Here is a 25,728-nt window from a genome sequence, read left to right on the forward strand (position 1 = left end):
CGCCTACGGAGGAGAGCGCGCCACCGCAGTTCCGTAGGAGCCGGCTTGCCGGCGAAGAGGTCCTCAAGCCTTGCACCGTTCTGGCTGGCGAAGACGTCCTCAAGCCGGGCTCGCCCTTTTTCCTCGCCGCTCAACCTCGGCGCACCTGCTATTGCAGGCCGCGCCCAGGGCTTATTGCGGCTTTCTCCAGCGGCCACCGTCGGCCAAGTCTCTTTCTTTTGTAAGGGGTTTCCGAGGCACTCCTTGGCGCTTGCGGCTGGGTATTCAGCTCAATAGGCTCGGTTCGTCACTGAATATTCAGTGATCGGGTTTAGCCGCCTGATTCCAAGACACGCAAGTATTGCCCCTGTCCCGGTTGGCTTTTGACCTGCCGAGTTCTGTTATGGCGGCTGTGCGTGGGGCGCCCTTGGGTGCGCCGGATTCCTTGGACCGGTCTGCTAACCCGCGTACAGCTGCCACCCTGCATGGCGGCCGTATGTCCTTGCTGTCACACCCCCTTCATCCCCACTGACTAAGGTTGCCTTTTGACCATTGTCAGGGAGTCACCATGAGCGAGTTCAACCTCGGCCGTCGTCGGATCATGCAAATCGCCGGGGCGGGGCTGTTGCTGCCGAGCCTGGCGCCGGCGGTGATCGCCTCGGTCAAGGATCGGCCGCAGCTCACCGATGGGGTGCAGTCCGGGGATCTGCTGGGGGATCGGGCGATGATCTGGAGTCGCAGCGACCGCCCGGCGCGGATGGTGGTGGAGTGGGATACGCGCAGCATGTTCAGCAACCCTCGGCGTTTCATCTCGCCCCTGGCCGATGCGCGGACCGACTTCACGGCGCGGGTGGAGTTGACCGGGTTGCCGGCCGATCAGGCGATCTTTTATCGGGTGACCTTCGAGGACGCCCAGTCTGGCGTGGTCAGTGAACCCTGGTTCGGCCATTTGCGCAGTGCGCCGGCGCAACGCCGGGATATCCGTTTTGTCTGGAGCGGTGACACGGTGGGCCAGGGCTTTGGCATCAACCCGGACATCGGTGGTATGCGCATCTATGAGGCGATGCGCCTGCGTCTGCCGGACTTTTTTATCCACAGCGGCGACACCATCTACGCCGACGGCCCGGTGCCGGCGCAGTTGACCGTGGAAGACGGGCGCATCTGGCGCAATATCACCACCGAGGCCAAGAGCAAGGTGGCTGAAACCCTGGACGAATACCGGGGCAATTACCGCTACAACCTGATGGACGACAACCTGCGCCGCTTCAATGCCGAGGTGCCGCAGATCTGGCAGTGGGACGATCACGAGGTGGTCAACAACTGGTCGCCGAGCAAGCAGTTGGACGAGCGTTACGTGACCAAGGACATCCAGACCCTGGTGGGCCGCGCGCGGCAGGCGTGGCTGGAGTATTCGCCGATGCGCCGGCAGAGCGCCGATGGCGGCGGACGGATTTACCGCAAGCTCAGCTATGGGCCGTTGCTGGATGTGTTCGTGCTGGATATGCGCAGTTATCGTGGCGCCAACGATGACAACCTCGGTGGCGAGAAACCCTTCCTCGGCCGTGAACAACTGGACTGGTTGAAGCGCGAACTCAAGGATTCTTCGGCCCAGTGGAAAGTGGTGGCGGCGGACATGCCCATTGGCCTCGGTGTGCCCGATGGTGAAGTCAGCCCCGGGGTGGCGCGTTGGGAGGCCGTTGCCAACGGCGACCCGGGGCCGGCCCAGGGGCGTGAGCTGGAGATTGCCGAATTGCTGGCGCATCTGCGCAAGCATCAGGTGCGCAACCATGTGTGGCTGACGGCGGACGTGCATTACTGCGCGGCCCACCATTACCACCCGGATCGCGCGGCGTTTCAGGACTTCGAACCGTTCTGGGAGTTTGTTGCCGGCCCGCTGAATGCCGGGAGTTTCGGGCCCAATGTGCTGGATAAAACCTTCGGCCCGGAAGTGGTGTTTCAGAAGGCGCCGCCTGCACAGAACACTTCGCCCTTTGCCGGCTTCCAGTTCTTTGGCGAAGTGCAGATCGATGGGCAGACGGCAGAGCTGAAGGTGATCCTGCGGGACCTGGATGGCGTGGCGGTGTACGAGCACAACCTGCAACCGGTGTAACCCTCCTCGACAACGCCCCGTCCCGGAGCCGGCTTGCCGGCGAAGAGGCCCTTGAGCCTTGCGCTGTTCTGACGGGCGCCTTCGCTGGCAAGCCAGCTCCTACGGAGGGTGCGGCACTATGGGTGTAGGAGCCGGCTTGCCGGCGAATAGGGTTTTGAGCCTTGCGCCGTTCTGACGGGCGCCTTCGCTGGCAAGCCAGCTCCTACGGAGGATGCAGCACGATGGGTGTAGGAGCCGGCTTGCCGGCGAAGCGTCTGAGGCCTCAGTAAACGTCGCGGCGATAGCGACCCTGTTCGATCAGGCGTTCGACGTGGTCTGCGCCCAGCACTTCATTGAGCACTTGATCCACCCCCGACGCCATGCCCTGCAAGCTGCCGCAGATGTAGATCGCGGCGCCATCGTCCAGCCATTTTTTAAGCTCGTCCGCCGCCTGGCGCAGGCGGTCCTGGACGTAGACTTTCTCGGCCTGGTCCCGGGAGAACGCCAGGTCCAGGCGGCTCAGGTCGCCGCGGGTCAACCATTCCTGCAGTTCGTCCTGGCAGTAGAAGTCATGCTCGGCATTGCGCTCGCCAAAGATCAGCCAGTTGCGTTGCTGGCCCTCGGCGATCCGCGCCTTGAGCAGGCTGCGCAAGCCAGCCAGCCCGGTGCCGTTGCCCAGCAGAATCAGCGGGCAAGGTTCGGCCGGCAGGTGGAAGCCGCTGTTGCGTCTGACCCGCAGGCTGATGCTGGCGCCCACTGGCGCGTGTTCGGTCAGCCAGCCGGAGCCGATGCCCAGGCTGCCGTCGGCGTGGCGTTCCTGGCGTACCAGCAGCTCCAGGCAACCGTCGGCAGCAATCGAGGCGATGGAGTATTCGCGCACGCTCAAGGGCACTAGGGCGTCTACCAGGGCTTGGGCATGCAGCCCCACCAGATGGCTGCGGTTTTCCGGCAGTTGGCGGCTGCCCAGGGCCTGTTCGAGGCTTTCTTCCAGGCCGTCGAGCTGTACCTTGCTCTCACCGCAAAGGCCCAGGCCGTTGAGGAAGTAGTCGACCATCCATGGGCTGTTGCGTGGCATGACTTCCACCAGGTCGCCCGCTAGCCAGCTACTGGTGCTGGGGGCCAGCAACTGCAGCAGGTAGACTCCGGAACCGCTGCTTTCAGGGTTGAGCAGGGTGCGGGTGTTCAAGGTCCAGTTGTCGAAGGCCGGGGCCTGCCACAGGTCCACGGGAGCCTGTCCGGTCAGTTGGCCCAGTTGCTGTTGCCAGTGGCGCAGGGCGTAGGTGTCGCCGCTGTCCACTTCGATGGGGGCGAACAGGGTGTTGCCGCCCTGGCTCGACAGCCAGTCATGCAGGCGCCGGGCAAAGCCGCAGAAGTGCTGATACTGGCGGTCGCCGAGGCCGAGCACGGCGTATTGCAAACCCGCAAGCGGCAGCTCGCGGCCCAGCAGTTTGCGTTCGAAGCCCCTCGCGCTGTCCGGGGCTTCACCGTCGCCGAAGGTGCTGACTACGAACAGCGCGCGTTGGGCGCTGCGCAGATCCTGTTCGCTGAGGCTGGCCAGCGACTGGACCTTGGCGCTGACCCCGGCAGCTTGCAATTGCCCGGCCGTCTGCCAGGCCAATTGTTCGGCAAAGCCGCTCTGGCTGGCGAAACCGATCAGCCACGCCGAGCCATCGTCGGCGGCGCTTTCCAGGCCTTGGCGAGCGTTCTTGATCTGGCGCTTTTTGCGACGCCGGTCCAGGTACAGCAGCCAGCCGGTGACGAAGAACAGCGGCATGCTCAATGAGGCCAGGGTCAGCACTATGCGTCCGATCAGGCCGAAGTAGCTGCCCACGTGCAGGGCGTAGACGCTGGTGAGCAACTGCGACTTGAAGCTCTTGTCGGCGTAGCGGTCATGACGGCTGATGACCCCGGTGGCGGGGTCCAGGGTCAGCTGGTTCAGCGCTCGATCGTGGGGCGAGTCCTTCAACAGGTAGAACACCGTCGCCGGTTGACCGGCCACTGGCGGCATGCGGATGTTGTAGCCGCTGAGGTCCTTGCCGGCGGCGCTGTAGATGCTGCTCCACATGGCGTTGTAGTCCGCCAGCGGCGCCTGGCCCTTGGGCGGTGGGCCGCCGCGACCGCCGCGCTGGCGTTCACTGTGTGGCGAGTCGGAGAGCAGTTTGGTCAGGCCCTCTCTGTACCAATCGTAGGACCAGTACAGGCCAGTGAGGGCGAACAGCAGATAGAACAGCAGGCACCAAGTGCCGAACACCGCGTGCAGGTCCCAGTTGAAGCCGCGACCTTTCTTGGCCCAGTCCAGGGTCAGCCACACGCGCCAGTTGCCGACCTGGCGCGGCCAGCGCAGGTACAGGCCGGACAGGCAGAAAAAGATCAGGATCAGGGTGCAGGCGCCGGTGATCTGGCGGCCGGTGTCGCCGATGGCCAGGAAACGGTGCAGTTGCAGCATGAAGCCGAAGAAGTCCTGGCCGACGGCGTCGCCCATGAATTCGCCGGTATAAGGATCGAAGTAGCGCATCTGGCCACGACGTTCCCCCGGCGGCGGGGTGAAGAACACCCGTGCGGCGTTGCCACTGTCGGTTTCCACCCAGAGCATGGACACGGTCTTGCCTTCGGCGGCCTGGATTTTTTCCACCAGTTCGGCGGGCGGCAGCACTCCGGCGGGGAGCTTGTCGACTTGCAGCACCGATGGGTTGAGGGCGCGCAGGATCTCGTCCTGGAACGACACCGTCGCCCCGGTGATGCCCATCAGGGCCAGGATCAGCCCCGCGCTGATGCCGAAGAACCAGTGCAGCTGGAACAGGGTTTTCTTCAACACATCGACCGCCTTGTACGTCCAGAGAGGTGAAACACGGCGCGCATTATGCCGTGGGTTGTCGAGAAGCATTCTTTCTTACACGCAAAAGCCCCAGGCATTGAAATGCGCGGGGCTTGGCTGCCTGTGGCCGGGGCCACAGGAGGGGCTGCGTTGGATCAGAAGTGGAAGTTGGCACTCATCAGGGCGGTACGGCCGGCCGCCTGGTTGGCGAAGTGCGACGCGTAAGCCTTGTCGTAGTAGGTCTTGTCGGTCAGGTTCTGTACGTTCAACTGCAGGTCGACGTTCTTGGTCAGCTTGTAGCTGGCCATGGCGTCGTAGCGGGTGTAGGACGGTACGTACACGGTGTTGCCGGTGTCGCCGTAGACATCGTCGACGTAGAACGCACCGCCACCGACGGTGAGTTTCGAGGTGATGGCGTAGGTGCTCCACAGGCTGAAGCTGTTCTTCGGCGTGTTGGGCATTTCATTGCCTTTGGCCGAGGCCGCACCTGCGGTGATCACGCCGTTACGACCGGTCAAGCCTGGATCAACCAGCTCGCTCTTGAGGTAGCTGTAGCCAGCGAAGACTTGCCATTTGTCGGTGATCTTGCCGCTGGCGCCCAGTTCCAGGCCGTCGACACGGGACTCACCGGCGTTCTGGTAGGTCAGTGCGTCCACCAGGACGCGGGTGTTTTTCTTCTCGGTACGAAATACCGCCGCGGTGAGGGACATGCGGTCGTTGAGCACGTTCCACTTGGTCCCCAGTTCATAGTTGACCGTCTCTTCAGGTTGCAGGTCGCTGGTACTGGCGCCGGCAGCCAGGGGGTTGCCCTCGGCACCTTCGCCCACCAGCGCGCCGGCCGGGGTAGCCGAGGTGGCGTAGGAGGCGTAGACACTGCCGTTGTCGGTTGGTTTCCAGACCAGGCCGGCCTGCCAGTTCCAGAACTGGCTGTCGTCTTTGAGCTTGCTTCTGGCCTTGACCGTGGCAGTGGGGACCGCGTTGGTGTTGGCCACGGTGTCGAAGGTGTCGTAGCGCAAGCCGACGTTCAGCAGCCATTGCGGGTCCAGTTCGATGGTGTCGAAGACGTAGGCGGCACGGCTGGTGGCCTTGGTGTTGGTGCCGTTGTAGTTGCGTGCAACGCTGCCGGTCCAGGCGTCGTCCGGGTTCGGATTGCCCAGTGAGGTGCAACTGCCGCCGCTGTTGCCCACTTTGTTCGTGGTACAGGTCGGGTTGCTGTTGGGGCTGACGGTATAGCTGCTGACACGGGTTTCTTCGCCCGTGAACTCAAGCCCGGTGGAGTAATTGTGCTTGAAGCCCAGTGCGTGGAATTCGCCAAACAGATCGGTCTGGTTGGTGGTGGTTTCCGTGGTCGAGACGCGGCTGTTGGCGCGACGCCATACAGTGCCATAGCGGTTGACGTTGAACTTGCTGTCGTCCGGCTGGGTGAGGACATAGTCCTGCCCGGTGCTGCCGTGGCGCAGGGTGTTCTTGAGCGTCATGGTGTCGCTCAAGTCATGCTCGATGGAGAAGGTGCTGATGTCCGCGCGGGTCTTGCGGAAGTCACGGTCCTTCAGGCCGTAGAAGTTGCTGCTGTCACCGCCGTCGGTGGGCTTGTCGTGACCATGGGCCGTGGCGCTCGCCGAGCTGTAGCCGTAGGGAATGCCCGAATCCGGCAGGTCGTCGCTTTCCATGTGGTAGTAGCTGAGGTTGACCCGGGTCGGCGTGCCCAGGCCGAAGGTCAGCGACGGTGCCACGCCCCAGCGGTCGTAGTTGACGGCGTCACGACCCGCCACATTCTGTTCGTGGCTCATCAGGTTCAGACGGAACGCGGCACCCTCGAGGAACTGCCGGTTGACGTCCAGGGTGTAGCGTCGGGTCTGGTCGGAACCGTAGGTGAATCCACCGTTGAGGAAGTCTTGCTGCTTGGGCATCTTGCTGGTCAGGTTCAGGCTGCCGCCCGCGGAGCCACGTCCACCAAAGGCCGAGTTCGGACCTTTGCTCACTTCAATGGTTTCGATGTCGAAGATCTCGCGGCTCTGGCCACCGGTGTCACGCACACCGTCGAGATAGGTGTCGCCCTGGGCGTCGAAACCACGAATGAACGGACGGTCACCTTGAGGGTTGCCACCTTCACCGGCGCCGAAGGTGATGCCCGGTACCGTGCGCAGTGCGTCTTGCAGGGAGGTGGCAGCGGTGTCCTTGAGGACCTGCTGCGGAACCACGGTGACCGAGCGCGGTGTATCCACCAGTGGCGCGGTGTATTTCTGTGACGACGCCTTTTCCACCTGGTAGGACGTGCTGTCCTGGGCCTCACCGGTAATGCTGGTGGCCTCCAGAGCAATGGCTTTGCCCGAGGTCTTCTGGTTGGTGTCTTCAGCGGCCTGGGCCATATGGCCCGCGGAGCCGGCGGTAATCGCCACGCCAATCGCAGACGCCAGCAGGCGTGGTGAACTGACAGCGGATGGTGGTTGTTGGCGTGACATGGTGATTCCCCTCCCCAAGGATTTGAGGCCGCGGAATATAGGGGAAAGAAACAATTGTTATCAATTGCGAAACATTACTATTCGCACTGAATTTACATTCTTTACAATTTATCCTTACGGTTTTTGCGTTCTCGTTCGTCTGTCGGGTTTTACACAGTCAATAAGAATCAATATCATTGACGGCCTTTCGCTGCTCAGGTACCTGGCCATGTTGCTGCATATCCCCGGCGTGTTCACCCGTGATGAAGTGGGGCGTATCCGTGAAGCCCTGGAGCAGGCGGACTGGGCGGACGGCAAGATCACCGCCGGGTATCAGTCGGCCAAGGCCAAGCACAACCTGCAGTTGCCCGAGGGCCACCCGCTGGCCCAGGAGATCGGTGCAGCGATGCTTGATCGCCTGTGGCAGAACCCCTTGTTCATGTCCGCCGCCTTGCCGCACAAGGTGTTCCCGCCCTTGATCAATTGCTACACCGCCGGCGGCAGTTTCGACTTCCACATCGACAACGCCGTGCGCCAGCCCAAGGGCAGCCCGGAGCGGGTGCGCACGGACCTGTCGTCGACCCTGTTCTTCAGCGACCCCGAGGATTACGACGGCGGCGAGCTGGAGATCCAGGACACCTACGGCCTGCAGCGGGTCAAGCTGCCGGCGGGGGACATGGTGCTCTACCCCGGCACCAGCCTGCACAAGGTCAACCCGGTGACTCGCGGCGCTCGCTACGCCTCTTTCTTCTGGACCCAGAGCCTGGTGCGCGAAGACAGCCAGCGGGCCTTGCTGTTCGAAATGGACGGGGCGATCCAGGAACTGACCCGAGATATGCCCGAGCACCCTTCGCTGATCCGCCTGACTGGCACCTATCACAACCTGCTGCGTCGCTGGGTCGAGGTGTAAGCCGTGACTTTTCAACTTCGCCGCGAGGAAGTCCTCGACGGCGCGCAACTGAGCGCCATGCTCCAACAGAGCCCGGCCCGTGCGGCCCAGGCGATACTGGTGGCGGCCCGGGAAGGCCTGGTGGATGCCCAGGCGCTGCTGGGGCAGATCCTCCTCGATGGCCACGGTATCCAGCAGGATCAACCCCTGGCCTTGCGCTGGTTCGACATCGCCGCCCAAGGCGGCCACCTGATGGCGCGCAACATGCTCGGCCGCTGCCATGAACATGGCTGGGGTTGCCTGGCGGATGCAGCCAATGCTGCACGGCACTATCGCCAAGCCGCGGAAGCGGGGCTGGATTGGGGCTTGTACAACTACGCCAACCTCCTGGCCACTGGTCGTGGTGTAGAGCAGAACCATGCCTTGGCCCTGGACTGTTATCGTCGTGCGGCGGGCTTAGGCCATGCCAAGTCAATGAACCTGCTGGGGCGTTACCTGGAGGAAGGGGTGGTGTGTCCGGCCGATCCCGAAGCGGCGTGGGACTGCTACCGACGTTCGGCCGAAGGCGGGGATTTCCGTGGGCAATTCAGCTATGCGGCGGTGCTGGCGGATGCCGGTCGTATCGACGAAGCCGTGGATTGGCTGCAACAGGCCCTGGCTGGCGGCAATTTGAACTTCCTCCGAGTGGCTCGTTTTTCGTTGTTGAGCGCTGCTCATCCGGAGGTCAGAGATATGGCTGGGGAGTATTTTCAGCGCGCGGCTGAGCTGGGGGATAAGAGCGATAGAGCTGAGCTGGCTGCTTTTTCCAATGTCGCCAGGTATTGAGGGCAACACTGGCCTTGTTGGCCGGTAGATCTAAAGGTGGTTGCAGGGACGTTTTCCGTCCCTGAACAATCCTTGAGCTGCGAGTAAAGTGAGATACAGGCTGACCAGAAGGCGCGGTCTCAAGCTCCCATTATCAAGTGCTTGATAATTGCCTGGCTTGCACTTCCGTTCCCGTAGGGGGCGCTCTGGTCGCCGTTCTGGCCGTCCTTCAACTGTGCGAAAGCATTCAGGATACGAGCTTCGGATGCACCCACCACATGGTTCCAACCGAGGGCCACTGTTTCAACCCACTCGGTTTCATCGCGCATGGTGATGCAAGGAACCTGATAGAAAAACGCTTCTTTCTGGACGCCGCCGGAGTCGGTGAGAATCACCTTGGCTGCCTGTTCGAGTGCCACCATGTCCAGAAATGCCAGGGGCTCGACGATCGTGAGCTTTTCCAATAGATGTTGCAGCTTGTGGTCATTGACCAGTTTGCGTGTTCGAGGGTGCAGTGGCAGAACCACTGGTAGTTCTGTACTGATGGCTGCGAGTGCCGAGAGGATCGCATTCAGTCGTTCAGGCGAATCAGTATTTTCAGCGCGATGGCAGGTGGCCAGGGCAAAGCCCTTCTCGGACAGGCCCAGGGTGTCGAGGATTCGGCTGTTGCTCCGTGCCCGATCACGGTAGTAGAGGGCCACGTCATACATGACATCGCCGACGTTATGGACGCCTTGAGTGATGCCTTCCTGTGCCAGGTTATCGACTGCCACTACCGTTGGGCACAGCAGCAATGTCGAGACCCGATCGGAGAGAATCCGGTTGATCTCTTCCGGCATGCGCATGTTGAACGAACGCAGGCCAGCCTCGACATGAGCGACTGGAATATGCAGTTTCGCCGCTGCCAGCGCTCCTGCCAGGGTCGAATTGGTATCTCCGTAGATCAGAACCCAGTCGGGTTTCTCGTCCTGCAGGATTTGTTCGATGCCTTCAAGCATGCGGCCGGTCATGGCCCCGTGTCCCCCGCCCGATACTTCCAGGTTGTATTTCGGAGCGGGAATCTCCAGCTCATCGAAAAACACCTGGGACATGTTCGGGTCGTAGTGTTGGCCAGTGTGGACCATGATTTCTTGCAGTTGGTCAGGGTGTTTGAGGATCTCTCGCGAGACTGCTGCGGCCTTGATGAACTGAGGGCGTGCGCCGACGATGGTGATGATTTTACAGGTCATGCGTTAATTCTCTTTTCAAGGCGTTCACTATGGCTATTCAGAGCCTTCACTGAGATACCGATAATTTGGCAGGCTCATGATTCGAAGAGCAAGGCTATCGCTTGCTTTGGCTGAGTGTGGCAGTGCTTGATCGCCGGTTTGGTGAATTCGGAGAGTTTACGGTGACGGGTCCGAATGGTGCTGGCGATATCGCTGCAACATGTCCTGTCATGCCGTTCTCTCAGGGCGAGAGGTGCTACGGCCACCTAGCGAGCTGGGCACTCCAGCGAAACCCCAACGGCGCTGTAGTTCGCTAGTAGATCAAAAAAGCCCATGACAAGTCATGGGCTTTCACTTACCGCTTGCCGCTGGTCACTTGCAGCTTTCTTACAGATAGTAGGCCTTCAGCGGCGGGAAGCCGTTGAATTCCACCGCGCTGTAGCTGGTGGTGTAGGCACCGGTAGACAGCCAGTACAGGCGGTCGCCGATGGCCAGGTTCAGCGGCAGGCCGTACTTGTAGTTCTCGTACATGATGTCGGCGCTGTCGCAGGTCGGGCCGGCGATGACCACTTCTTCGACTTCACCTTTTTTCTCGGTCCAGATCGGGAACTTGATGGACTCGTCCATGGTTTCGATCAGGCCGGAGAACTTGCCCACGTCGGTGTAGACCCAGCGCTCCACGGCGGTGCGGGATTTGCGCGCCACCAGCACCACTTCGCTGACCAGGATACCGGCGTTGGCAATCAGCGAGCGGCCCGGTTCCAGAATGATTTCCGGCAGGTCGTCACCGAAGTCTTCCTTCAGGAAGCGGATGATTTCCTCGGCGTAGGTTTCCAGGCTGTTGGTACGGGTGATGTAGTTGGCCGGGAAGCCGCCACCCATGTTGATCAGCTTGAGCTCGATGCCGTCTTCTTCCTTCAGGCGCTCGAAGATCACCTTGACCTTGGCGATTGCCGCGTCCCAGACGCTGATGTCGCGCTGTTGCGAACCCACGTGGAACGATACGCCGTAAGGCACCAGGCCCAGGTCGCGGGCGAGGATCAACAGGTCCATGGCCATGTCGGTCTGGCAGCCGAATTTGCGCGACAGCGGCCAGTCGGCGGTGGTGGAACCTTCGGTGAGGATACGCACATAGACTTTCGAACCCGGGGCGGCCTTGGCGATGTTGCGCAGGTCGGCTTCGGAGTCGGTGGCATACAGACGCACGCCCTTCTCATAGAAGTAGCGGATGTCCTTGGATTTCTTGATGGTGTTGCCGTAGCTGATATTGGCCGGGTTGACGCCGCGGCCCAGCACCTTGTCCAGCTCGTAGATCGAGGCGATGTCGAAGCTCGAGCCTTTTTCGTGCAGCAGGTCGATGATCTCGGCAGCCGGGTTGGCCTTGACCGCGTAGTAGACCTTGGCGAATTCGAAACCGGCGCGCAGGTCGTCGTAGGCCTTGGAGATCATCTGGGTGTCGATGACCACGAACGGGGTTTCTTGCTGGTCGGCGAAGGCCTTCATTTTCTGAAAGGTTTCGCGCGCGAAATAGTCTTCGACGTTAATCGACATGCGTTGGGAGCTCCTACTGGCAAACGTTGGTAATCAATGGGTTTAAGGACAGGTCATGGATGACACCGCCTTGTGAACGTCCTCCGTATCCCCACTTTGGTTCGCCTACTTCCCAAGGCATGTCGCCGAAAGCAAAAAGGCCATGGGAAAGTTGCCCTTGGCCTTGCTGTCTCGTCGTCAGTACTTGAGCCGGATGGATCGTTTCCAGCATGGACGTTCGGCGCGAACTTTAGGCGGTGAGGGGCCTGAGATCAACAAAAAATGTCGCGTTTTTGCACTTGTCTGACGTGCGTGACGGACACCTCTCTTTGTAGCCGACACAGATGACGGGCAGATGTTCCCGAAGAATTCACGGGTGTTAAAAATACCTGCACGTTCGACGCTTTTGCGTGCCAAGTGGCTGGTAAGTATGAAATCGTCAACATCGGCGACGTTAGCGGCGAGAGGCGGGTGTGAGGGGGATTTTGGCTGTTTGGGAAGGCGTCGCCGGACAGCATTCACGGGGGTGGCTGTTGATATTTTTTTCCGGCGCGTTGGCAGGCAAAAAACCTTGTGGCGAGGGAGCTTGCTCCCGCGGACTGCGCAGCAGTTCCACTCTTTTTTGCCAAGAGGGTCCGCTTCGCGGCCCAGCGGGAGCAAGCTCCCTCGCCACAGGTTCGTTATTGGCTATTTATTGATCAGGCAACCACCGCTTCAGCCGGCGAGACGATATTGGTCTTCATCCCCCGTGAACGCCCCGAGCTCAGGTAGGCAGCAATGGATTCCTGGGTCACTTCCCCAAGGAACACCCGTTCGGCATCCATTACCGGCAGCCACGAACGGTTGAACTCGTACATGCGCGACAGAAGAATCCGCAGGTGTTCGTCATAGGCAGCGGTGGCGTTGAACTCCCGCAGGAACTGCGCGCAGGTGCCGGTCTGACGGTGCAGGTCGCGACGACGTACATAACCCAGGGCCTTGTTCTCGGCGCAGGTCACCACCACGTAGCGGCGGTCGTGTTCGTCCATCAGTTCCAGGGCATCGGCCACTGGGGTTTCCGGGCTCACCGACGGTGCGTTGTCTGCGGCGTCTTCGGCTTTCACCAGCAGCAGGCGCTTGAGGGTGCTGTCCTGGCCAACGAAATTGCTGACGAAATCGTCCGCCGGGTGCGCCAGCAGGGTGTCCGGGTGGTCGATCTGCAGCAGCTTGCCGGCGCGGAAGATGGCGATCTTGTCCCCCAGCTTGATGGCTTCATCGATGTCGTGGCTGACCATGATCACGGTCTTGTTCAGCGCTCGCTGCATCTCGAAGAATTCGTTCTGGATCATCTCGCGGTTGATCGGGTCCACCGCGCCGAAGGGTTCATCCATCAGCAACAGCGGCGCATCCGCCGCCAGGGCGCGAATCACGCCGATGCGCTGTTGCTGACCACCGGACAGCTCTCGCGGGTAACGGTGCAGGTACTGCTTGGGCTCGAGCTTGATCATGCTCATCAGCTCGCGGGCGCGGTCGTGGCATTTCTGCTTGTCCCAGCCCAGCAGCTTGGGCACCACCACGATGTTTTCCTCGATGGTCATGTTCGGGAAAAGGCCGATCTGCTGGATCACGTAGCCGATGTTGCGGCGCAGGGTTACTTCGTCCAGGTCGGTGGTGTCTTCGCCGTTGATCAGGATCTTGCCCGAGGTGGGCTTGATCAGGCGGTTGATCATTTTCAGCGTGGTGCTCTTGCCGCAGCCGGACGGCCCGAGGAACACGCAGATCTCGCCTTCATTGACGGTCAGGCTTACCGAGTCGACGGCTTTGACATCTTTGCCGTTGCTGCGAAAGGTCTTGGTCAGGTTTTGAAGTTCGATCATTTCAGGAGTCCTTTTGGAGTCAGCGAGCGTTGCAGCCATTGCAGAAGCAGGTCGGCGAAGATGGCCAGAAGACTGACCAGCACCGCGCCGACGATCAGCATCGACATGTCGCTGCGGCTGATGGAGGCAAGAATGAGTACGCCCAGGCCGCCGGCGCCAATGGTGGCGGCGATGGTCATGACGCCGATGTTCATCACCACGGCGGTGCGCACCCCGGCGAGGATCACCGGCACCGCGATCGGCAGTTCGACCATGCGCAGGCGCTGGCCGAAGGTCATGCCGATGCCGCGGGCAGCTTCGCGGATACCCGGCTCGACACCGGTCAGCGCCAGGTAGGTGTTGCGCATGATCGGCAGCAGGGAATAGAGGAACACCGCAGTGATGGCCGGCAGCGGCCCCAGGCCCTGGCCGAACTTGGAGTAGAACGGCAGCAACAGGCCGAACAGGGCAATGGAAGGAATGGTCAGCAGCACCGTGGCGCTGGCCTGCAGGGGCCCGGCGAGGGAGGGAAAGCGGGTCATCAGAATGCCCAGGGGGACACCGAAGACAATCGCCAGGGTCACGGCGATACCCACCAGGGTGATGTGTTGCCAGGTCAGGTGCAGGACCTGGGTCCAGTCAAGATGGGAAAAGGCGTTTAAAAATTCCATGTCTTCTCCTCTCTATTAGTTGATCGGGTGTTGGCGCAGGAAATCGGCGGCCACGGCGGAGGGGCTTTCATGGTCAACGTCGACTCGCGCGTTCAACTGACGCATGGTTTCGTCGTCGAACAGGGCCGCCAGCGGCTTGAGGTCGGCGGCCAGTTGCGGGTGGGCGTCGAGATAAACCTGACGCACCACGGGCGCTGCGGTGTAGTCCGGGAAGTAGTGCTTGTCGTCTTGCAGCAGCTTGAGCTTGAAGGCGTTGAGGCGGCCATCGGTGGTGTACACCAGGCCGGCAAACACCTGGCCATTGCGCAAGGCGGTGTAGACCAGGCCGGCGTCCATTTGCCGGGTGTTTTTGCGGGTCAGGTTCATGTCATACAGCTTGACCATGCCGCCCATGCCGTCGGAGCGGTTGGCGAACTCGGTGTCCAGGGCCACCAGGCGGTTTTCCTTGGGGTTTTCGGCCAGGGCCTGGGTCAGGTCGCTGATGCTGTTGATCTGGGGGTGTTCCCGGGCCACGTTCTCCGGCAGGGCCAGGGCGTAGGTATTGCTGAACTTGGACGGCGACAACCAGACCAGGCCTTTTTTCGCGTCGAGTTCTTTCACTCGGGCGTAGGACTGTTCGCTGTCGAGTTTCTCGTCGATGTGGTTGTAGGCCACCAGCGAGACCCCGGTGTATTCCCAGATCAGGTCCAGCTGTCCGCTTTCCTGGGCACTGCGGGCCAGGTTGCTGCCCAGGCCGCCGGTAACGCGGGTGTCGTAACCCTTGCTGCGCAGGTACTGGGAGGTGATTTCCGCCAGCAGGGTCTGTTCGGTGAAGACCCGGGCACCAATGCGGATCAGCGGTTTTTCCGCGGCTTGCACCCATCCGGAAAAAAGCAGGATGCAGCCGAGTATCAGGCTTGTTTTTTTCATGTTCATTCCTTGGCGCTTACGGACTTAAGACGGGCGCAGACCACGTTCCAGCCAGAGGCGGCTGGCCAGGGTTACCAGGCCGTCGAGGAGCAAGGCCAGCAACGCGGTACAGGCCGCGCCGAGCAGCAATTGCGGCTGATTGTTCAGGGCTATGCCGGGGAAGATCAGGCTGCCCAGGCTGTTGGCGCCGATCAGGAAGGCCAGGGGCGCGGTGCCGACGTTGATCGCCAGAGCCACCCGTACGCCACCGATGATGATCGGCACGGCATTGGGCAATTCGACTTTCCACAGCACTTGGCGTGGCGTCATGCCGATGCCGACCGCCGCTTCCTTGAGGGAGCCCTGGACGTTTTTCAGGCCTTCATAGGTGTTGCGCACGATGGGCAGCAAGGAGGCGAGGAACAGAGCGAAGATGGCCGGGCCACTGCCGATGCCGAGAATCCCCAGGGCGATGGCCAGGACGGCCAGAGGGGGGACGGTGTTACCGATGTTGAACACTTGCATGAAGCGTTCGGCGCGTCCGACCATGCTCGGGCGGCTGAGGAAGATGCCGGCGGGGATGCCCACTAGCAGTGCGGCGAGCATGGACGCCAGGACCAGGAACAGATGAGCTTGCAGGTAGAACAACAGATCGTCGCGGTAGTGTTCGATCGTACTGATGCCGATCCAGTGGATCAGCAGGGCCAGGAGGGCGATTACCGCAACCCCTCCTATCAGCCCTTTGCCATAGCGAATAGCCACAGGCGGACTCCTTTTGTCGGTCGGCGGGTACTTTCCCGTGTGGCAGGGCCATTCCTGGCTGCCGGGAAAGTACGCGCGAAAAGCAGCTCGTCGAGTGCCGGCAGAGCGGCGGTTGAACGAGCCATGAGCGCAGCTTCGTCAAGCTAACTTGCTGATATTTCAGCCCCTGACGACAGCGCGTGACAGGGGAGTGGACGTCTCCACGTTTTAAAAGGTTCCATACTTGGCAGCATATAGCCACCGTTTATCTGCCTTGCTGTGGTTTGGGCGACGGGGGCAGCGGTGGCCCGCGAGGCTTTGTCTGGGCTATAATCTGCGCCCTTTTTTGATCACCGCCAGGCGATTTCCCATGACCAAACAGGCCGCCGAAGTCGCGAAACGCCGCACTTTCGCCATTATTTCCCACCCGGATGCGGGTAAGACCACCATCACCGAAAAGCTCTTGCTGATGGGCAAGGCAATTGCGGTGGCGGGCACCGTCAAATCGCGTAAGTCCGATCGCCATGCCACTTCCGACTGGATGGAGATGGAGAAGCAACGGGGTATTTCCATTACCACGTCGGTCATGCAGTTCCCCTATCGCGAACACATGATCAACCTGCTGGACACCCCGGGCCACGAAGACTTCTCGGAAGACACCTATCGCACCCTGACCGCGGTGGACTCGGCGCTGATGGTGCTCGACGGCGGTAAGGGCGTTGAGCCACGGACCATCGCCCTGATGGACGTCTGCCGCCTGCGGGACACGCCCATCGTCAGCTTCATCAACAAACTCGACCGCGACATTCGCGATCCGATCGAGCTGCTGGACGAAATCGAAGCGGTACTGAAGATCAAGGCCGCGCCCATCACCTGGCCGATCGGTTGCTACCGCGACTTCAAGGGTGTGTACCACCTGGCGGGCGACTACATCATCGTCTACACCCCGGGCCACGGCCACGAACGCACTGAAACCAAGATCATCGAGAAACTCGACTCCGACGAAGCCCGCGCCCACCTGGGTGACGAGTACGAGCGTTTCATCGAGCAACTGGAGCTGGTGCAGGGTGCCTGCCACGAGTTCAACCAGCAGGAGTTCCTCGACGGTCATCTGACTCCGGTGTTCTTCGGTACCGCCCTGGGCAACTTCGGTGTCGATCACGTTCTCGACGCCGTGGTGGACTGGGCGCCGTTGCCGCTGCCCCGTGAAGCCAACGAGCGAGCCGTGGCGCCCCAGGAAGAAAAATTCAGCGGTTTCGTGTTCAAGATCCAGGCGAACATGGACCCCAAGCACCGCGACCGTATTGCCTTCATGCGCATCTGCTCGGGCAAGTACGAGAAGGGCATGAAGATGCGCCACGTGCGTACTGGCAAGGACGTGCGCATTGGCGACGCCCTGACCTTCTTCTCCTCCGAGCGTGAGCAACTGGAAGAGGCCTATGCTGGCGACATCATCGGCCTGCACAACCATGGCACCATCCAGATCGGCGACACCTTCACCGAAGGCGAGGCCCTGGGCTTTACCGGTATCCCGCACTTCGCCCCGGAACTCTTCCGCCGCGTGCGCCTGAAGGACCCGCTCAAGTCCAAGCAACTGCGCCAGGGCCTGCAACAGCTGGCCGAAGAGGGCGCGACCCAGGTGTTCTTCCCGGAGCGCAGCAACGACATCATCCTCGGCGCCGTGGGTGTGCTGCAGTTCGATGTGGTGGCCAGCCGCCTGAAGGAGGAATACAAGGTGGAGTGCTCTTATGAGCCGATCACCGTGTGGTCTGCCCGTTGGATCGAATGCAGCGACAAGAAGAAGCTGGAAGAGTTTTCCAACAAGGCGGTAGAAAACCTGGCGTTGGACGGCGGCGGTCACCTGACCTACCTGGCGCCGACCCGGGTCAATCTGGCGCTGATGGAAGAGCGCTGGCCGGACGTGAAATTCCGCGCCACCCGCGAACACCACTAAGTTCGCCTGCGACACCCCAAGCCCCGCTGTGCAGACAGCGGGGCTTTTTGTTGCGCTCAGGATAGGCCCGCCGCCCCGTAGCAGCTGGCTCGCCAGCGAAGGCTACGGACGCGGCGGTGCATGGCTTGCGGGCCTCTTCGCCGGCAAGCCGGCTCCTACGGGTTGTGGTGTATTTCAGGGAGCGCCGTTAGTCGGAAGGGCCCGGTCGGCTCGGGTATCGATAGCCTGCTATCTGGAAAAGCCGGGATATCGGGACTAGGTTTCAGACAGTGCTGCGACCTTCACAAGGTTGGGCGCAGCCTTTGATGATTCACCTGTGAAGGATGGAATCGGCTATGAATATTTTCCAACGCACGCTGTTGCTGATCAAAGTGCTGGTGATGCTGTCGCTCGGAACCTCGGCGGCCTGGGCCCACAACCTGCTGGAGGTCAAGGAACCGGGCTTTTCGTCGACCATAAGCGAACCGGTACAGATGCTCGCCAAGTCCGAGTCGGAGCCGGGGGATGAAGGGCAGGGGGGCAGTTCGGGGGATGACGATCAGACCACCGACGATGACGACGATGGCGACAGCCAGGGCTAAAAGAAAACCCCTGGCAACGGACTGATGCGCAATCCGTTGCCAGGGGCGGGTGGAACACTGTACAGGCGCTCCCGGACCGTTTCGGGAGCGCCTTTTTCATGTCCGCTTAAACCACAAACTGCTCGGCGTAGTGGCAAGCCACCTGACGGCTGTCGAGCTGGCGCAGGGCTGGCTCTTGCGTGCTGCAACGCTCGGTGGCGTAGGGGCAGCGCTTGTGGAAGGCGCAGCCCGACGGCGGGTTCAATGGGTTGGGCAATTCGCCGACGATCTTGATCTTCGGTTTGTCCGGGTCCGGGTGGATGGTTGGGGTCGCCGACAGCAGCGCCTGGGTGTAGGGATGCAGGGGGCGGGTGTAGATGTCCTCCTTGGGGCCCATTTCCACCGGCCGGCCGAGGTACATCACCAACACTTGGTCGGCGACGTGACGCACCACCGCCAGGTTGTGGGAGATGAACACGTAGGCAGTGTTGAATTCCTGCTGCAGGTCCATGAACAGGTTCAGCACCTGGGCCTGGATCGACACGTCCAGGGCCGAGGTCGGCTCATCCGCCACCAGCACCTTGGGCTGCAGCATCATGGCCCGGGCCAGGGCGATGCGCTGGCGCTGACCACCGGAGAACATGTGCGGGTAGCGCTGGTAGTGCTCGGGGCGCAGGCCCACCTGTTTCATCATCGCCTGGACTTTCTCCCGGCGTTCGGCGGCGGACAGCTTGGTGTTGATCAGCAGCGGCTCGGCCAGTTGGTCACCGATCTTCTGCCGCGGGTTGAGCGAGGCATAAGGGCTCTGGAACACCATCTGCACGTCTTTGCGCAGTTGCTTGCGCTGGGCCTTGTCGGCGCCGGCGACTTCCTGGCCGGCGATTTTCAGCGAGCCCGAGGAGGGTTCTTCGATCAGGGTCAGGGCCCGGGCCAGGGTGGACTTGCCGCAGCCGGACTCGCCGACCACGGCCAGGGTCTTGCCGGCTTCCAGTTCAAAGGACACGCCGTTGAGGGCGCGCACGGTGGCATGGCCCTTGAACAGGCCACGGGACACTTCGTAGTGACGGGTCAGGTCGCGGGCGGTAAGAACGACGGCCATTACGCCACCTCCTGATTCAGCGGGTAGAAGCAGCGCACCAGGCTGGCGGCTTTTTGATCGAGGCTCGGACGCTGCTGACGGCAGTTGTCCTGGGCGTAGGGGCAGCGCGGCGACAGCAGGCAGCCCTGTGGTCGGTCGTAACGCCCGGGGACGATACCGGGCAGAGTCGAGAGGCGGGTGGCGCCCAGGCTATGCTCGGGAATCGCCGCCAGCAGCGCTTCGCTGTAAGGGTGAGCGGGGATGTCGAACAGCTCCGGTACCTGGCCGACTTCCACGGCTTGCCCGGCGTACATCACGCACACGCGCTGGGCGGTTTCGGCCACGACGGCGAGGTCGTGGGTGATCAGCACCAGGCCCATGTTCTGTTCTTTCTGCAGGTTGAGCAGCAGGTCCATGATCTGCGCCTGGATGGTCACGTCCAGGGCGGTGGTGGGTTCGTCGGCGATCAGCAGCTTGGGCTCGCCGGCAATCGCCATGGCGATCGCCACCCGTTGGCTCATGCCGCCGGACAGCTGGTGCGGGTAGGCGTCCATGCGGCTGGCCGCGCCAGGGATCTCGACCTTTTCCAGCAGCTCGATGGCGCGCTTGCGCGCCGCCTTGGCGGACATCTTCAGGTGCAGGCGCAGCACTTCCTCGATCTGAAAGCCCACGGTGTAGCTCGGGTTCAGCGCGGTCATCGGGTCCTGGAAGACCATGGCCAGGTCCTTGCCGACGATCTGCCGGCGCTGGCGGGCGCTGAGCTTGAGCATGTCGCGGCCGTCGAAGCTGAGGGCGTCGGCGGTGACGATGCCGGGGTGCTCGATCAGCCCCATCAGCGCCATCATGGTCACCGACTTACCCGAGCCGGACTCGCCGACGATGGCCAGCACTTCGCCCTTGTCGACCTTGAGGTCGAGGCCATCAACCACCGGCACCGCCGTGGCATCGCCGAAGCGTACGTTGAGATTCTTGATTTCTAGCAGTGACATGGGAATCTCCTCAGGCGGCGTTCTTGAGTTTCGGGTCCAGCGCATCGCGCAGGCCGTCGCCCATCAGGTTGATTGCCAGCACGCTGAGCAAAATGGTCAGACCCGGCAGGCTCACGACCCACCAGGCGCGTTCGATGTAGTCCCGGGCCGAGGCCAGCATGGTGCCCCATTCCGGAGTCGGCGGTTGCACGCCCAGGCCGAGGAAGCCCAGGGCGGCGGCGTCGAGGATCGCCGAGGAGAAGCTCAAGGTGGCCTGGACGATCAGTGGCGCCATGCAATTGGGCAGCACGGTGATGAACATCAGGCGCGGCAGGCCGGCACCGGCCAGGCGTGCTGCGGTCACGTAGTCGCGGTTCAGTTCGCCCATCACCGCGGCACGGGTCAGGCGCACATAGGACGGCAGGGACACCACGGCAATGGCGATCACGGTGTTGATCAGGCCAGGGCCGAGGATGGCGACGATGGCCACGGCCAGCAGCAGCGATGGCAGAGCCAGCATGATGTCCATCAGGCGCATGATGGTCGGGCCCAGCAAACGCGGGAAGAAACCGGCGAACAGGCCCAGGAGGATGCCCGGGATCAGCGACATCACCACCGATGACAAGCCGATCAGCAGCGACAGCCGCGAGCCCTGGATCAGGCGCGACAGCAGGTCGCGGCCCAGTTCGTCGGTGCCCAGCAGGAACTGCATCTGCCCGCCTTCGAGCCAGGCCGGCGGCGTCAGCAGGAAGTCGCGGTACTGCTCGCTGGGGTTGTGCGGCGCCACCCAGGGGGCGAACAGTGCGCAGAACACGATCAGCAGCATGAACAGCAGGCCGGCTACCGCGCCCTTGTTGCGGGAGAAGTGCTGCCAGAATTCTTTGTAGACGGACGGATAGAGCAGGCTTTGATCGACTGCTACTGAGGAAGTTGGAGTGCTCATTAGTCTTGATCTCAGCGCTGGTGACGGATGCGTGGGTTGGCAAAGCCGTAGAGGATGTCCACCACGAAGTTGACCATGATCACCAGGCAGGCGATCAGCAGGATGCCGTTCTGCACCACGGGATAGTCCCGGGCGCCGATGGCTTCGATTAGCCACTTGCCGATCCCCGGCCAGGAGAAGATGGTTTCGGTCAGCACTGCACCGGCCAGCAGGGTGCCGACTTGCAGGCCGACTACGGTCAGCACCGGAATCAGCGCGTTGCGCAGGCCGTGGACGAATACCACCCGGGCCGGCGACAGGCCCTTGGCCTTGGCGGTGCGGATGTAGTCTTCACGCAGCACTTCGAGCATCGAGGAGCGGGTCATCCGCGCGATCACCGCCAGGGGAATGGTGCCCAGGACAATGGCCGGCAGAATCAGGTGGTGCAGGGCGTCGAAGAAGGCACTGGTGTCCCCGGCCAGCAGGGTGTCGACAAGCATGAAGCCGGTCTTGGGCTCGATGTCGTAGAGCAGGTCGATGCGCCCGGACACCGGGGTCCAGCCCAGACTCACCGAGAAGAACATGATCAGGATCAGGCCCCACCAGAAGATCGGCATCGAATAGCCCGCGAGGGAGATGCCCATGACCCCATGGTCGAACAGGGACCCTCGCTTGAGGGCGGCGATCACCCCGGCCAGCAGCCCGAGCACGCCGGCGAACAGCAGGGCGGCCATGGACAGTTCCAGGGTCGCGGGGAACAGCGAAGTGAATTCGCTCCACACACTGGTGCGGGTGCGCAGGGATTCGCCCAGGTCACCGTGGGCGAGCTTGCCGATGTAGTCCAGGTATTGGGCATACAGCGGTTTGTTCAATCCAAGGCGTTCCATTGCCTGGGCATGCATCTCGGGGTCGACCCGACGTTCGCCCATCATGACTTCCACGGGGTCGCCGGGAATCATGCGTATCAAGGCGAAGGTCAGCAAGGTGATGCCGAAGAATGTGGGGATCAACAACCCCACACGGCGGGCAATAAAACTAAACATCTTCTGAAATACCTCAATCAGCCGGTTAGGCGTTCCCGCCACCCTTGGGGTCAAGGGCGGCGGGCGTTTCTTATCACTTCACTTGGGTGGTCGCGAAGTTGTTGGTGGTCAGGGGGCTCTGGTGGTAACCCTCGACGTTCTTGCGCATGGCTGTGAACATCTTCGGATAGGCCATGGGAATCCACGGTTGATCCTGTTGGAAAATCAGCAACGCTTTTTCATAGAGCTCTGCGCGTTTGGCAGGTTCAGCGTCGGAACGGGCCTGGTCGATCAGGTCCTGGAATGCCTTGTTGCACCAGCGGGCGTAGTTTTCGCCGTTTTTCGCTGCGTCACAACTCAGGTTCGGGGTCAGGAAGTTGTCCGGATCGCCGTTGTCACCCGCCCAGCCGGCCGACACCATATCGTGTTCGCCGTTTTTCGCACGCTTGAGCATCTCGCCCCACTCCATGACGCGGATGTCGAGCTTGAGGCCGATCTTGGCCAGGTCGGCCTGCATCATCTGGGCGCCCAGCAGGGGGTTGGGGTTGGTCGGGCCTCCGCCATTGCGGGTGAACAGGGTGATGACCGTGCCATCCGGCACGCCGGCGTCCTTGAGCAGGGCGCGGGCCTTGTCCAGGTCCCGGGCCGGGTTCTGCAGGCTGGTGTTGAAGCCCAGCAAGGTCGGAGGATAAGGGCCGGTACCCACCAGGGCGTTGCCTTTGCCGTACAGGCTGTTGACGTAGGCTTCCTTGTCAAAGGCAATGTCGATGGCCTTGCGCACTCGCACGTCGCTCATGTACTTGCGCGTGGTGTTCATGGCGATGTAGCCGGTGGTCATGGCAGCCAGCTCGTCGACCTTGAGGTTGGCGTCGGCCTTGATGCTGGGGATGTCGTCGGGTTTGGGGTACAGGGCGATCTGGCACTCGTTGGCCTTGAGCTTCTGCAGGCGCACGTTGTTATCCGTGGTGATCGCCAGCACCAGCGGGTCCGCCGGCGCCTTGCCCCGGAAGTAGTCCGGGTTGGCCTTGAAACGTACCTGGGCGTCCTTGGCGTAGCGGGTGAAAACGAACGGGCCGGTGCCGATGGGCTTGCTGTTGAGGTCGCCGGTCTTGCCTTCCTTGAGCAGCTTGTCGGCGTATTCCGCCGGGAATATGGAAGAGAAGGCCATGGCGATGTCGGCCAGGAACGGGGCCTCGCGGCGGGTCAGGGTGAAGACCACGGTGTGGTCGTCAGTCTTCTCGACGCTTTTGAGCAGCTCCTTGAAACCCATGCTTTCGAAGTAGGGGAAGCCGACGCTGGACTTGTCATGCCAGGGGTGCTTCGGGTCCAGTTGACGCTGGAAGCTCCAGAGCACGTCGTCGGCGTTCATGTCGCGGGTTGGAGTGAAGTAGTCGGTGGTGTGGAACTTGACGCCTTTACGCAGGTGGAAAGTGTATTGCAGGCCGTCCGGGCTGATCTCCCAGGATTCCGCCAGGGCGGGCTGGATGTCGGTGGTGCCGGGCTTGAAGTCCACCAGGCGGTTGAAGATGGTTTCCGCCACCGCGTCGGCAGTGACTGCAGTCGTGTACTGGACCATATCGAAGCCTTCCGGGCTGGCTTCGGTACAGACCACCAAGGGTTTGGCTGCGGCGCCCATGGCAACGCTCAGCAGTGCGGCGCCCATGGCCGCTCTCAGGGGAAGCATTTTCATCAAGAACCCTCTGCAATCAATTGAACCAGATTAGCTTGAACGGCGGATTCGTCATGAATCCGCCCTTCAACTGGTGGGTTAGAGAATATTGAACGGGATGGTGGTGACCAGACGGAACTCGTTGATATTGCCGTCGGCCTGGTTCTCGCTGGCGCGGTGAGTGGTGTAGGTCGCCCGGATCGCCGTGGCTTTGAGCGGACCACTCTGTACGGCATAGGATGCGCCGATGCCATATTCATAGTGGTGTTCGCCGTCCATGGTGCGTACGCCGTAGACGGTGCCGTCGGCTTTTACGCCGCTGTAGGCGGTGCCGTTGTAGTGGGTACCATCGATGCCCCAGCCGCGAGCCTGGTAGATATTGAACTTCAGGCCGGGCACGCCGTATTCGGCCATGTTCAGGCCGTAGGCGATCTGGAAGGATTTCTCGTTCGGGCCGTTGAAGTCCGAGAGCAGGGAGTTGGCCAGGTAGATGCCGTTGGTTTCGTGCAGGTAGTCGAAGTACTCGTTACCGTTAATTTCCTGGTACGAGAAGGTCAGGCTGTGGGCCTGGTGGGTCAGCCCCAGGGAGAGGGAGTAGGTATCGTTGTCGATGTTCCCCATCTCTTTCTTGCCGGTGTCGACGGTCTTGTAGTAGTTCAGGCCGGTGGTCAGGCTCAGTACCTGGCTATCACCCAGCTCATGGGTGGCGCCGAAGTAGTACTGGTTCCAGAAGTCTTCCACCTTGGAGGCGTAGAGGCTGGTCTTCAGGCTTTTCAGCGGCTGGTAGTTGACACCGACAAGGCTGACGCGATCGGTCTCGGCGCCATTGGTGTTGTACTCGGAGCGGAATTTCGAAAGGCTCTGCTCGGTCCGTGGCGATACCCGGTCGAAGGTGCCGGCGTCGAACGACAGGTTGTTGAATTCTTCGCTGTGGATGCTCACCCCTTCAAAGCTGGAAGGCAGTGGACGGTTGCCGATGACATCGACGATTGGCGTGCTGAAGTTCTGCCGGCCGGCGGTCAGGGTGGTGTTCGAGACACGGAACTTGACGTTGGCCAGACCGAGCTTGCTCCACTGGCCTACGGCGTCGCCGTCGGAGTGGGTCAGGGTGCGGTTGTTCTTGCCGGCGATGTCCTTGCGGTCACGATCCAGGGCAATGGCGTTGTAGGCCGCGACTTCGGTGCTGACACCCACGGTGCCTTCGGTGAAGCCCGAGGTGTAGTTGAGGATGGTGCCCTGGACCCAGTTGATACGGCGTGGGGTCGAGGTGGGAACGCCATTGTGGTTGTACGAGAAACGGTCATTGCGACGGTTCAGCTCGTTGGCGTACCAGTTGCGGGTGCTGCCCGACAGGCTCTGCCCTTCGATGAAGCCCTTGGTTTCAGCCTGGGCCTTGGTGCTGTTCAGTTCAGTCGGGACGAAGTCCTGGCTGACATTCTCCGCATAGGCCGTGGCGGTGATGCTACTGATAGCCAAGGCTAACAATGCGCTGCTGCTCAGTTTCATGGGTGAAGCTCCTTTGTTTTCTTTTTTAGATGCCGGTTTTTTTGGGCCGGCTGGTTTTTGGAACTCATTCATGGCATCGCAAACGTTTGCACGCGGCTCAATCGCCGAATTCAGGCAAAGCGCCTGCGTGAGGGCGAGAATCGCCCTCAGGGTTTTGGC

General features: G+C 61.6%; 19 protein-coding genes. 5 read left to right on the plus strand and 14 right to left on the minus strand.

Annotated features, from left to right (window positions below):
- Positions 1–547: 547 nt before the first annotated feature.
- Complete coding sequence (locus tag P7C00_RS04870) at positions 548–2,089, plus strand: alkaline phosphatase D family protein (RefSeq protein ID WP_404938223.1); 1,542 nt, start codon at positions 548–550, stop codon at positions 2,087–2,089.
- A 262-nt stretch (positions 2,090–2,351) separates the two neighbouring features.
- On the opposite strand, the gene P7C00_RS04875 is transcribed toward P7C00_RS04870, so the two are convergent.
- Together P7C00_RS04875 and P7C00_RS04880 are read right to left on the minus strand one after the other, a co-directional pair.
- On the minus strand, positions 2,352–4,883 hold the full coding sequence (locus P7C00_RS04875; RefSeq protein ID WP_404938224.1) for a PepSY domain-containing protein: 2,532 nt from the start codon (positions 4,881–4,883) through the stop codon (positions 2,352–2,354).
- Positions 4,884–5,038: 155 nt separating this feature from the next.
- On the minus strand, positions 5,039–7,345 hold the full coding sequence (locus P7C00_RS04880; protein WP_346633655.1) for a TonB-dependent siderophore receptor: 2,307 nt from the start codon (positions 7,343–7,345) through the stop codon (positions 5,039–5,041).
- A gap of 208 nt (positions 7,346–7,553) precedes the next feature.
- On the opposite strand from P7C00_RS04880, the gene P7C00_RS04885 reads away from it, so the two are divergent.
- Positions 7,554–8,234 (plus strand): Fe2+-dependent dioxygenase, encoded by a 681-nt coding sequence (locus P7C00_RS04885; RefSeq protein WP_346633654.1) that lies wholly within the window; start codon positions 7,554–7,556, stop codon positions 8,232–8,234.
- A gap of 3 nt (positions 8,235–8,237) precedes the next feature.
- A complete protein-coding gene (locus tag P7C00_RS04890) occupies positions 8,238–9,038 on the plus strand; it encodes a tetratricopeptide repeat protein (RefSeq protein WP_346633653.1) in 801 nt (266 codons plus the stop codon).
- A gap of 119 nt (positions 9,039–9,157) precedes the next feature.
- On the opposite strand, the gene wecB is transcribed toward P7C00_RS04890, so the two are convergent.
- The 6 genes from wecB to P7C00_RS04920 form a co-directional block, all read right to left on the minus strand.
- Positions 9,158–10,246 (minus strand): non-hydrolyzing UDP-N-acetylglucosamine 2-epimerase, encoded by a 1,089-nt coding sequence (wecB, locus tag P7C00_RS04895; RefSeq protein ID WP_346633652.1) that lies wholly within the window; start codon positions 10,244–10,246, stop codon positions 9,158–9,160.
- 366 nt (positions 10,247–10,612) lie between these two features.
- On the minus strand, positions 10,613–11,776 hold the full coding sequence (locus P7C00_RS04900) for a type III PLP-dependent enzyme (RefSeq protein WP_346633651.1): 1,164 nt from the start codon (positions 11,774–11,776) through the stop codon (positions 10,613–10,615).
- Between the two features lie 677 nt (positions 11,777–12,453).
- Entirely contained in the window at positions 12,454–13,611 is a 1,158-nt protein-coding gene (locus tag P7C00_RS04905) for an ABC transporter ATP-binding protein (protein WP_346633650.1), read from the minus strand.
- The gene (locus P7C00_RS04910) at positions 13,608–14,261 is read right to left on the minus strand and encodes an ABC transporter permease (protein ID WP_346633649.1); all 654 of its coding nucleotides are present in this window, start codon (positions 14,259–14,261) and stop codon (positions 13,608–13,610) included. Before P7C00_RS04910 ends, P7C00_RS04905 begins: the two co-directional genes overlap by 4 nt.
- A 15-nt stretch (positions 14,262–14,276) precedes the next feature.
- Positions 14,277–15,170 (minus strand): glycine betaine ABC transporter substrate-binding protein, encoded by an 894-nt coding sequence (locus P7C00_RS04915; RefSeq protein ID WP_346633648.1) that lies wholly within the window; start codon positions 15,168–15,170, stop codon positions 14,277–14,279.
- 24 nt (positions 15,171–15,194) lie between these two features.
- Positions 15,195–15,911, minus strand: a complete 717-nt coding sequence (locus tag P7C00_RS04920) for an ABC transporter permease (protein WP_346633647.1) — start codon at positions 15,909–15,911, stop codon at positions 15,195–15,197.
- Positions 15,912–16,260: 349 nt separating this feature from the next.
- Here P7C00_RS04920 and P7C00_RS04925 point away from each other — a divergent pair, with 349 nt between their 5' ends.
- Entirely contained in the window at positions 16,261–17,844 is a 1,584-nt protein-coding gene (locus P7C00_RS04925; protein ID WP_346633646.1) for a peptide chain release factor 3, read from the plus strand.
- 335 nt (positions 17,845–18,179) lie between these two features.
- Positions 18,180–18,425 (plus strand): hypothetical protein, encoded by a 246-nt coding sequence (locus tag P7C00_RS04930; RefSeq protein ID WP_346633645.1) that lies wholly within the window; start codon positions 18,180–18,182, stop codon positions 18,423–18,425.
- Between the two features lie 106 nt (positions 18,426–18,531).
- On the opposite strand, the gene P7C00_RS04935 is transcribed toward P7C00_RS04930, so the two are convergent.
- The 6 genes from P7C00_RS04935 to P7C00_RS04960 all read right to left on the minus strand — a co-directional run bounded on the left by P7C00_RS04935 (position 18,532) and on the right by P7C00_RS04960 (position 25,569).
- Positions 18,532–19,503, minus strand: a complete 972-nt coding sequence (locus tag P7C00_RS04935; RefSeq protein ID WP_346633644.1) for a peptide ABC transporter ATP-binding protein — start codon at positions 19,501–19,503, stop codon at positions 18,532–18,534.
- Positions 19,503–20,471 carry an ABC transporter ATP-binding protein gene (locus P7C00_RS04940; RefSeq protein ID WP_346633643.1) on the minus strand — a complete coding sequence of 323 codons (969 nt, stop codon included), beginning with the start codon at positions 20,469–20,471 and terminating at the stop codon, positions 19,503–19,505. Before P7C00_RS04940 ends, P7C00_RS04935 begins: the two co-directional genes overlap by 1 nt.
- Before the next feature lie 10 nt (positions 20,472–20,481).
- Positions 20,482–21,393 (minus strand): ABC transporter permease subunit, encoded by a 912-nt coding sequence (locus P7C00_RS04945; RefSeq protein ID WP_011059232.1) that lies wholly within the window; start codon positions 21,391–21,393, stop codon positions 20,482–20,484.
- 11 nt (positions 21,394–21,404) lie between these two features.
- Positions 21,405–22,415 (minus strand): ABC transporter permease subunit, encoded by a 1,011-nt coding sequence (locus tag P7C00_RS04950; RefSeq protein WP_346633642.1) that lies wholly within the window; start codon positions 22,413–22,415, stop codon positions 21,405–21,407.
- A gap of 73 nt (positions 22,416–22,488) precedes the next feature.
- Complete coding sequence (locus tag P7C00_RS04955; RefSeq protein WP_346633641.1) at positions 22,489–24,084, minus strand: ABC transporter substrate-binding protein; 1,596 nt, start codon at positions 24,082–24,084, stop codon at positions 22,489–22,491.
- 78 nt (positions 24,085–24,162) lie between these two features.
- On the minus strand, positions 24,163–25,569 hold the full coding sequence (locus P7C00_RS04960) for an OprD family porin (RefSeq protein WP_346633640.1): 1,407 nt from the start codon (positions 25,567–25,569) through the stop codon (positions 24,163–24,165).
- Between the last annotated feature and the right edge of the window lie 159 nt (positions 25,570–25,728).

Source organism: Pseudomonas sp. JDS08PS003, assembly GCF_045013505.1.
In the GTDB taxonomy this organism is placed as follows: domain Bacteria; phylum Pseudomonadota; class Gammaproteobacteria; order Pseudomonadales; family Pseudomonadaceae; genus Aquipseudomonas; species Aquipseudomonas protegens_B.